This window comes from Nostoc paludosum FACHB-159 (assembly GCF_014698835.1).
Classification (GTDB): Bacteria; Cyanobacteriota; Cyanobacteriia; order Cyanobacteriales; family Nostocaceae; genus Nostoc; species Nostoc paludosum.
The window spans coordinates 142918-151057 of sequence record NZ_JACJTU010000020.1 but is presented as its reverse complement, the minus strand read 5'-3'; the positions used below and the strand labels follow the sequence as shown (position 1 = coordinate 151057).

8 protein-coding genes are annotated in these 8140 nt (G+C 40.0%); 3 read left to right on the top strand and 5 right to left on the bottom strand.

Annotation, left to right across the window (positions count from 1 at the left end):
• Positions 1 to 52: 52 nt before the first annotated feature.
• Together H6H03_RS20910 and H6H03_RS20905 are read right to left on the bottom strand one after the other, a co-directional pair.
• Entirely contained in the window at positions 53 to 277 is a 225-nt protein-coding gene (locus H6H03_RS20910) for a hypothetical protein (RefSeq protein ID WP_190956996.1), read from the bottom strand.
• Positions 278 to 337: 60 nt separating this feature from the next.
• Entirely contained in the window at positions 338 to 1345 is a 1008-nt protein-coding gene (locus H6H03_RS20905) for a hypothetical protein (RefSeq protein WP_190956995.1), read from the bottom strand.
• A 453-nt stretch (positions 1346 to 1798) separates the two neighbouring features.
• Here H6H03_RS20905 and H6H03_RS20900 point away from each other — a divergent pair, with 453 nt between their 5' ends.
• A complete protein-coding gene (locus H6H03_RS20900; RefSeq protein WP_190956994.1) occupies positions 1799 to 2503 on the top strand; it encodes a mobilization protein in 705 nt (234 codons plus the stop codon).
• Positions 2504 to 2676: 173 nt separating this feature from the next.
• Positions 2677 to 3711, top strand: a complete 1035-nt coding sequence (locus H6H03_RS20895) for an AAA family ATPase (protein WP_190956993.1) — start codon at positions 2677 to 2679, stop codon at positions 3709 to 3711.
• A gap of 291 nt (positions 3712 to 4002) precedes the next feature.
• On the opposite strand, the gene H6H03_RS20890 is transcribed toward H6H03_RS20895, so the two are convergent.
• Both H6H03_RS20890 and H6H03_RS20885 read right to left on the bottom strand, forming a co-directional pair.
• Positions 4003 to 5004 carry a 1-aminocyclopropane-1-carboxylate deaminase/D-cysteine desulfhydrase gene (locus H6H03_RS20890; RefSeq protein ID WP_190956992.1) on the bottom strand — a complete coding sequence of 334 codons (1002 nt, stop codon included), beginning with the start codon at positions 5002 to 5004 and terminating at the stop codon, positions 4003 to 4005.
• A gap of 115 nt (positions 5005 to 5119) precedes the next feature.
• Positions 5120 to 6043, bottom strand: a complete 924-nt coding sequence (locus H6H03_RS20885; RefSeq protein WP_190956991.1) for an FTR1 family iron permease — start codon at positions 6041 to 6043, stop codon at positions 5120 to 5122.
• A 46-nt stretch (positions 6044 to 6089) separates the two neighbouring features.
• Here H6H03_RS20885 and H6H03_RS41390 point away from each other — a divergent pair, with 46 nt between their 5' ends.
• Entirely contained in the window at positions 6090 to 6215 is a 126-nt protein-coding gene (locus H6H03_RS41390; protein ID WP_277926172.1) for a hypothetical protein, read from the top strand.
• Positions 6216 to 6262: 47 nt separating this feature from the next.
• Here the strand turns inward: H6H03_RS41390 and H6H03_RS20880 are convergent, their stop codons facing one another.
• Positions 6263 to 7732: a hypothetical protein gene (locus H6H03_RS20880; RefSeq protein WP_190956990.1), complete on the bottom strand. Its 1470-nt coding sequence runs from the start codon at positions 7730 to 7732 to the stop codon at positions 6263 to 6265.
• Positions 7733 to 8140 lie beyond the last annotated feature (408 nt).

Here is an 8140-nt window from a genome sequence, read left to right as displayed (position 1 = left end):
CGACTTGTGTGTACACCGTAGTGTCAAGGGGAGGGTTGGGGAGGGGTGTTGTCTATGTGTCGCATTCTTTTTTCAAATTGGTGTTAATTTTTGCTCTTCGATGCAACGAAGGTGCAGGGCGATGCAACAAAGGTGCAGGGCGATGCAACAAAGGTGCAGGGCGATGCAACAAAGGTGCAGGGCGATGCAACAAAGGTGCAGGACGATGCAACAAAGGTGCAGGGCGATGCAACGAAGGTGCAGGGCGATGCAACAAAGGTGCAGGGCGATGCAACAAAGGTGCAGGTCAAAAGACTTGCGTGTACACGGTGGGCGTATTGCTTGCTAGAAATCAAGTTTATTTGATAGTAAACTCTCTGCGAATAGGTTTAGCATTATTTGTTTCTGGGGCAACAATTAACTCGTAGTTTCCGGGTGGAAAACCTCGATCGCCTGTGCTGATTGAATATGTAAAATAACCAACTTTACTATTTAACTGTTGTACATCGCTGGCAATTTCTTTCTTGTTGTTACTTACTTTGCTTTGATTCGCTGGCTCGTTTTTTTGGTTACCTGTCAGTAAATAATTCCAGGTAAATTTCAGTCCAACATCTTTGGCAGCAGAATCTACATCAACTTTGGCAGCAATTGTTTTGATTCCGGAAGGAAATACAGAGGCATCATCTTGGCAACCACTATCTTTTTCCTTATTGCAAAGAATAATCTTAGCAACCTTTGTATTTGCCTGTTTCAGAGTTTCAGAATTGCGGCGTTCAGCTTCTGCCTGAGACTGCCAGACAGAAAATGCTTGATTTTTAATCAAATTACCTATTGTGAGCTTGACTTCGTATGCTCCTACTGGCAAATTTTTGGGAGCTAGTTCAAACTGGGCATTGCCATTTTGTAGTTTCAAGTTAGTTTGAATTTTGCTTACTACTTCTTCTTTTTTAGGTTCAGGAAAGTATTTTAGTTCAAGCTCTACGGGACTATTTTCTGAAATATTTTTCGGAGTTGTTGTCAGATAGAGTTTCGATGTATTTTCTACAAAGTGAGTGAGGTTTTTGGGACAAACTCCCTGTTGCAAAGAAGTACAGAGACTGAATTTATCCAAGGTTTTCAGATGAGGGCTACCCAAATTGAAACCAATGAAAAAGAGAATAAAAAACACAACAAATCTAATGACTGGTGAGTTTAGCCCCGATGGTAGCTTTGCAGCGATCGCAGTCTGAAGCGGTGGTACTAGTATCAGGGCACTGATGGCAATTATAATCGCTGGCAGAATTTGATTACTCAGTAACATACTCAGACACATCAAACCAGCAAACCCTATAAGCAACCATTGAACCAGTGTTAGAACTAATTTCATCAGCATATTTAAATTAAAATTTCAGCCTGTGTAGACATAAAACTAACCCTACGGATGAAAACTATACTTTGCGATTTCTGTGATGAAATCTTGTAATTGGCAGCCTGCGGCTGTGGGATCGCGTCTTCAGCACAAGGTCTAGTTTTAAGTTTTCCCTCAGCATTGGTTTTTCTAACAACTTGCTCGTAAGATCCAAAAGTAGCGATCGCTGTAGCTGGTATTGGTTAAACAATCCCTTGATCGATACCAAGCGCAAGGGAAGCAGCCAGAGGGGTAGTTGAGTTTTTAACAACGTGATATTATTACCTCGCAATTGCCTTCAAAATTGCGTAGCTTGCTTCCCGCTTAGCGGTTAATTGCGAATCGTTCGGTCAAATCTGGTAAAGAGTGCGGTATTGTTCCCATTGTTGAGCGAAAATCAATACTAAGTTTAAAGATATAAGGAGTGCAACTATGCCAACAATTCATTTGATAGATGGGGAAAAGGGAGGGGTAGGTAAGTCTATAGTCGCTAGAACAATGATTCAGTATTGTCTGGATAAGAATATGCCGTTTATACCAGTAGAAACGGATAGGTCAAATCCAGATGTAGCTGGCGTGTATAAGGGGATATGCCAGTATGCAGTTTTTACAGAAGATGAGAAGCAAGCTGACAAGGCGGATAAAATCTTTGAGATCGCAATGAATAAGACAGTGATTGCTAATCTAGCGGCACAATCTCATCGGGCAGTCAAGGAATGGATCGAGAAGAATCAGTTAATTGAACTGGGAGAATCACAAGGAGTATATTTTTGTAAGTGGTTTGTGTCAACAGGAGGGTATGACAGCTTAAATCTATTTAAGCAATCTGTAAATAGTTATGGTGGCAAAGTTCCTCATGTATTAGTAAGAAATTTAGGTCTATGCGATGACTGGGAACACGTAAATTCTGATGTGACAATCCAAGAGATAGTAAAAAAATATAATATTAAGGCTATAGATTTTCCCAAACTTGCATATAAAGAAAGAAATATTATCGACCAGCACAGATTAACATTTGCCGATGCAAGACAGTATAAAGAATTTGGCATAATCAGCAAACAAAGAGTAGTGAATTTTCTCAAGCTTGCCTATGCTGCTTTTGAAACCGTTGGTATATGGTATGAAGAAGTTAAATAATTCTAAGTAGAAGGCAGGAGGCAGGAGGCTGAAGGCAGGAGGCAGGAGGCAGGAGGCTGAAGGCTGAAGGCAGGAGGTAGGAGGCTGAAGGCAGAAATTAGAAACTCTTTGTATTTGATGAATCAGTCCTGGTTGTAACTCACTTACTTGCAATCTGCTGTAAAAGCGAAACTATGACTGGTAATTGTGGACTCACGTTAGGTAAATATGCTCCTCTCCACAGAGGACACCAATTTGTGATTGAGACGGCCTTAGCAGAGATGGATGAAGTGCTAGCGATCGTTTATGATTGTCCAGAGGTGACTGCCATTCCTTTAACAGTTAGGGCTAACTGGCTGCGAAAACTTTACCCCACAATTGAAGTGATTGAGGCGTGGGATGGGCCAACAGAAATTGGTGATACACCTGAGATTAAGAAAAAGCACGAAGAATATATCCTTAAAAAATTAGAATCAAAAAGGATTACACATTTTTACTCTAGTGAATTTTATGGCGAACACGTAAGCATTGCATTGGGAGCAGTTAATCGACTTGTAGATACAGATCGCAAAACTTTCTTCGTCTCAGGAACGCAAGTAAGACAAAACCCTTATGCTTTTAGAGATTATTTACATCCTAATGTTTACCGCGATCTAATTACTAATGTTGTTTTTCTAGGCGCTCCCTCCACTGGTAAAACAACTATTGCATCCCAATTAGCAAAAGAATACAAAACTGTATGGATGCCAGAATATGGACGTGAATATTGGGAACAACATCAAATAGAAAGGCGACTTTCGCTTTCTCAACTTGTGGAGATTGCCAAAGTACATTTAGAACGTGAAGAAACTTTACTGTTGCAAGCGAACCAATACTTGTTTACAGATACTAACGCACTAACAACCTATCAATTTTCTTTGTACTATCACAAAACCGTTGCTTTAGAGTTAACGCAACTAGCACATCAAGCTGTATCGCGATATGATTTGGTGTTTCTTTGTGATACAGATATACCTTATGATAATACTTGGGATCGTTCTGGAGAAGCAAATCGTAGTATATTTCAAAAACAGATTAAGAACGATCTAATTTTGAGAAAAATTCCTTTTTTTCTTCTACAAGGAGATTTAAATACACGCATTAATTTTGTGAAAAAGGTATTATCTCATTATCAAAAATATCATAATTTATTAGATTTATTTTTAAGAGATTGTTTGAAAAGTAGTTGACTGTGATTTTAGCAAGAAAGGCAGAGGGCAGGAGGCAGCAGTTCGACAAGCTCACCGACCAGGCTGAAGGGAATTCTGATTCGGAGCCTCTGCCCTCCCATAGCTGCCCCCTTCACGAACTTATCGATCCCCCCTAATCGACACCAGGACACTCCAAGCGCTCAGAGGTAGACTACAATAGTGCTCAGTTAAGCATTTTGAACTCGGAATTTGGTTTGAGCAAAAGGGTAAAGGTTTTTTCTTTCCCTTTTCCCCAAAACCCGACAAGTATTGAGGTAGAGTAGAGAATCCTTACATTTGAGAAATTTTCTGCAACCTTTCTTCCATACCAACATTACCCTGTAAGCCACCTGTGTGTACCAGCAGTAAACTTTTGCCTTTACTAAAAAATCCCTGCTGCAATAAATCCATCACTCCATAAAACATTTTTGCAGTATATACGTAATCGAGAGGTACGCCGTGCGCTTCGCCAAATTCCTGGCTGAATCGTAGCAACTCCTGATTCACTTTTGCATAGCCGCCAAAGTGATAATCACACATTAATTCCCAACAAGCAGGAGAACTATATGGAGTTGGTACACCAGAGGCGAGGTAATTTGTCAAGAGATTTTCGATTTCTTCTCTCAGAAAAGCGCCATTTTTCAACACAGGAAAAGCGATCGCTTTTTGTCCTTGATGCAACGAAAGCGCAATCCCAGCCAGTGTTGTAGCGGTACCGCAGGCTAGGCAAATATAATCAAAGGCGTAGCCAGCACTTCGACACCCTTCGGCGTCGCTCAGGGCAAGAAGCTCAGTGACCACCGTAGGCATAGCTTCACTAATTATCTCTGTACAACCGCGCACGCCGTTTAAATTATTACCGCCTTCAGGAATGATAAACACCTCGCCAAAACGCTGTCGCAGATGTTCGTGTAGCGCTGCTGTGTTGCGTTCTCGATACATCTCCCGTGAAACGTACACAAGTTCCATACCCTGCTGCACAGCAAAACTCAGCGTTGGATTCAGTGGTAACTTTTCCTCCCCACGAATTACGCCGATAGTATCAAATCCCAAAAGATTACCGGCGGCTGCGGTTGCATAGATGTGATTGGAATAAGCACCGCCAAAGGTAAGCAGCCTCGTGAAATTTTTCTGCTTCGCTTCCAAAAGGTTATATTTCAACTTAAACCATTTATTTCCATTAACCGACGGGTGCATAACATCGAGGCGTAGTACAGACAAATTAACACCAGCCTCACGGGCAATTTCGCTGTTGATTTGTTCTATAAATGGAGGAATAAATATTAATGACATCGGGCAATAGAATTCGTAATTATAGAAAATACCAAAATCTGTAGAGACGTTGCATTGCAACGTCTCTACATACCGGAATTTAGGAACGTCTGAATTCCAAAATAGTATTTTGAGATTAACTAGATTTGGCTGCTGGTTTTAATTGTGTTGGTTGGCTGAGACTGCGGAAATAAAGTCCACCTATGGTTATCCAAAAAAGCAGATAACCGACAGCTTGAACTAAATACAGTTTTTGGGTGTAGCCAAATAAGGTTTTGAGCAAAATACCAGGAAACTGGCGGTCAGGTAAGATGGTTGAGAAGTCCCAAACTTGGGGGCCTAAAAGGCAAGATGTATTTCCTTGTCCGCAAATACCCAAGACTTCAGGGTTGATTTGGCTAAAAGCGATCGCCGCAGCATCAACATGGCGCAGAACAGAAATTACCAACCCGGAGACAATCAGCAGTAGCAACACACCCATTACTTGGAAAAATCGGCTTAAATTAATTCGGATGCTCCATTTAAATAGCAGCATTCCGATGACAACAGCGATCGCTAATCCTCCTATTGCACCTAAAACTGGTGTCAAACCTTCTTGAAACTTAGCGACGATAAACAAAGCTGTTTCTAAACCTTCGCGAAACACAGCAATAAAAATTAAGCTAAAAATTGCCCAACCTGCGCTATCAGTTCCGCCCAAGGCACTTTTGACAGAACCTTCAATCTCAGCTTTGAGAAATCGTGCTTGTCGTGTCATCCAAATTAGCATCCAACTGAGCATGGCGATCGCAATTACGCCTAATCCCACCTCAAAAAGTTGCTTGAAAACAGGCGCATAGAGCTGCTTAGATGTCTGCAATCCTTGTAGTCCTACATGAATTAACAAACCAAATACAAAACTCGCTAAGATACCGATGAAAACTCCTAAGTAAACCCAACGCTGTAATTTTTGTTGTTGAGCTTGTTGTAAACACGCAAACACGATGCCGACAACTAAAGCGGCTTCAACGCCTTCTCTTAAGGTAATAAAAAAAGTTGGTAATGCAGCACTCCAATTCATAGGACGTTAATTAATAATTTCACTAACAGAGCTTTAGCGAGAGCTTTTGAGTATACTTGCTGAATTTTCAAGCAACTTCTCACAAGGTTCTGCCAAAGCTATGCTAACAGCGATCGCACTCAGAGCATTACCTAAAATTGGGGCATTAGGGGTGTTGAGTGTAGATTGTTGACTCAGGAGTTATTCTCTTTATCTCCCCATCTCCCCTAGCTCTCAAGGCTACCAACCTTTCTTCCTGGCTATAAAACCACGTCTTTTCGTTCCATCGTAGAAAAATCCAACAATATCGCCCTGATTATTGATGCCATATACATAGGTGGAATATGCACCAGGGACATTAATGACGCTGAAGCTGTTTCCTTGCTTCAAAAAACCACGATTTGCTATGCCGTCATAGAAAAATCCAACAATATCCCCTTGATTGTTAATACTACTGGCGTGGGTAAAATTTGCACCAGGCACATCAAAATTAGTAAAGTATCTTCCTCGTTTTAAGAAAGCATGATATCCTTTGGCGTCTTGAAAGAATCCAACAATGTTTCCCCAATCGTTGATGCCGTTGGCGATCGTATACTGGTAAGTCGTATTAGGGTTATCAAAGGAACTATAAGTATTTCCTTTCTTTAAGAAACCGTGAGTTCCTGTATTGTCACGGAAAAATCCGACAAAATGTCCTTGGTTATTAATATCTCTAGCTGATTGATTGCTAAAGAATTGAGCAAAAGCTGGATCTACACCAGGAACATCAACATCAGTGAAGCTATTTCCTTTCTTTAAGAATGCATGATACACCGTGTTCTGATAATAGGAACCGACAACATCCCCTTGATTGTTGATGCCATTAGCATACGTGAGAAGTGCATTAGGATAATTAAAGGTAGTGAAGCTCGCTCCTTGCTTTAAAAAACCACGATCTCCTTCGCTGGTGCGAAAATATCCAATAATATCTCCTTTATCGTTGATACTTTGAGGCTCAGTAGTAATAGAATTAGGAATCTCAAAAGTAGTAAATACAAGTTTCGCTGCTGGGATAGAAGAAGGGCATGGTTCTGGCTTGGATATTTCGTTTTTTGATAATTTATTTACAGGAACAACACTCACATTATCTAGGTTGTACCAGTAAAAGCGTTGCTTGCTAGCAAACTTTAACTCTGTGGTTTGTGATTTTGCTACAAAATAATAGGTATATTTTGTGAAACCTTGAAAGGGAACATTGACTTTTTGATCGATTAATTTTCCACCCACATATGTCTGAAATATATTCTCATTTGGATCGTCATCTGTGTTTGCTAGGTAGTAGCTCAGTTCGTATTTCTGACCTGGTATAGTCTTGAGTTTCTGTGAAATGTAAGTAAAAGTCGGCCCGTTATCGTCGTAACGTGGAGCAAGACGTACACTTAAAGAATAATTTTCAGCATTATCAACTGTATAATTTTCGAGAAAAATATTAGAGGCAATATCACCACCAATGCTATTAAACCATCCAGAAATGAAAGGATTATTTCTAGTGCGATCGTAAGGACTTAAAAGTGGATCTGCTGCAAATGTTCCGTTGACTACCAGATTTTCTGTTGGTTGTTTGGGAGTAGCTTGTGCCTTCAAAATGTGAGTATTAGTAACCACAACTGTACTCATAAAAACGCTGGTGATTCCAGAAATCGCAAATCCGAGTTTTTGAGATAATTTCATTAAACCTCACTCCAATTAGTACAAATTTCACAACAATCTATTGCCCCGCTTGCAATCAGAAGTAGGGCAATATGGAAATACTCGGTACTTCCTTAAGGATTTCTAAAAAAAATTTCCTCAGGAAATTACTTAGGCGAATTTCGCAAAAATAATTTAAAGTCACAATACCAAATTTATTGGTATTAAACAATCCTTTTGGTATTTGTTATGAAACCATAACTTAATTGGGGAGTTTTTAGAGGCAATGGGATAGACGACAGGATAATGGGTTTTTTCAGATGCAGTGTAGGCTTTACACAATTGCTTGAGTTTATTAGCTTGATATTTAACTATTCAGTAGGGAAATAATAGCAGAGAATTTCTTTACAATATAAAGCCTCATTATTTTAAAAAGAAATAAAAATTAAT

Excerpts from the sequence above, each read along its gene's own strand:
- H6H03_RS20905 (WP_190956995.1), bottom strand. The coding sequence starts at position 1,345 with ATGAAATTAGTTCTAACACTGGTTCAATGGTTGCTTATAGGGTTTGCT.
- H6H03_RS20900 (WP_190956994.1), top strand. The coding sequence starts at position 1,799 with ATGCCAACAATTCATTTGATAGATGGGGAAAAGGGAGGGGTAGGTAAG.
- H6H03_RS20895 (WP_190956993.1), top strand. The coding sequence starts at position 2,677 with ATGACTGGTAATTGTGGACTCACGTTAGGTAAATATGCTCCTCTCCAC.
- H6H03_RS20890 (WP_190956992.1), bottom strand. The coding sequence starts at position 5,004 with ATGTCATTAATATTTATTCCTCCATTTATAGAACAAATCAACAGCGAA.
- H6H03_RS20885 (WP_190956991.1), bottom strand. The coding sequence starts at position 6,043 with ATGAATTGGAGTGCTGCATTACCAACTTTTTTTATTACCTTAAGAGAA.
- H6H03_RS20880 (WP_190956990.1), bottom strand. The coding sequence starts at position 7,732 with ATGAAATTATCTCAAAAACTCGGATTTGCGATTTCTGGAATCACCAGC.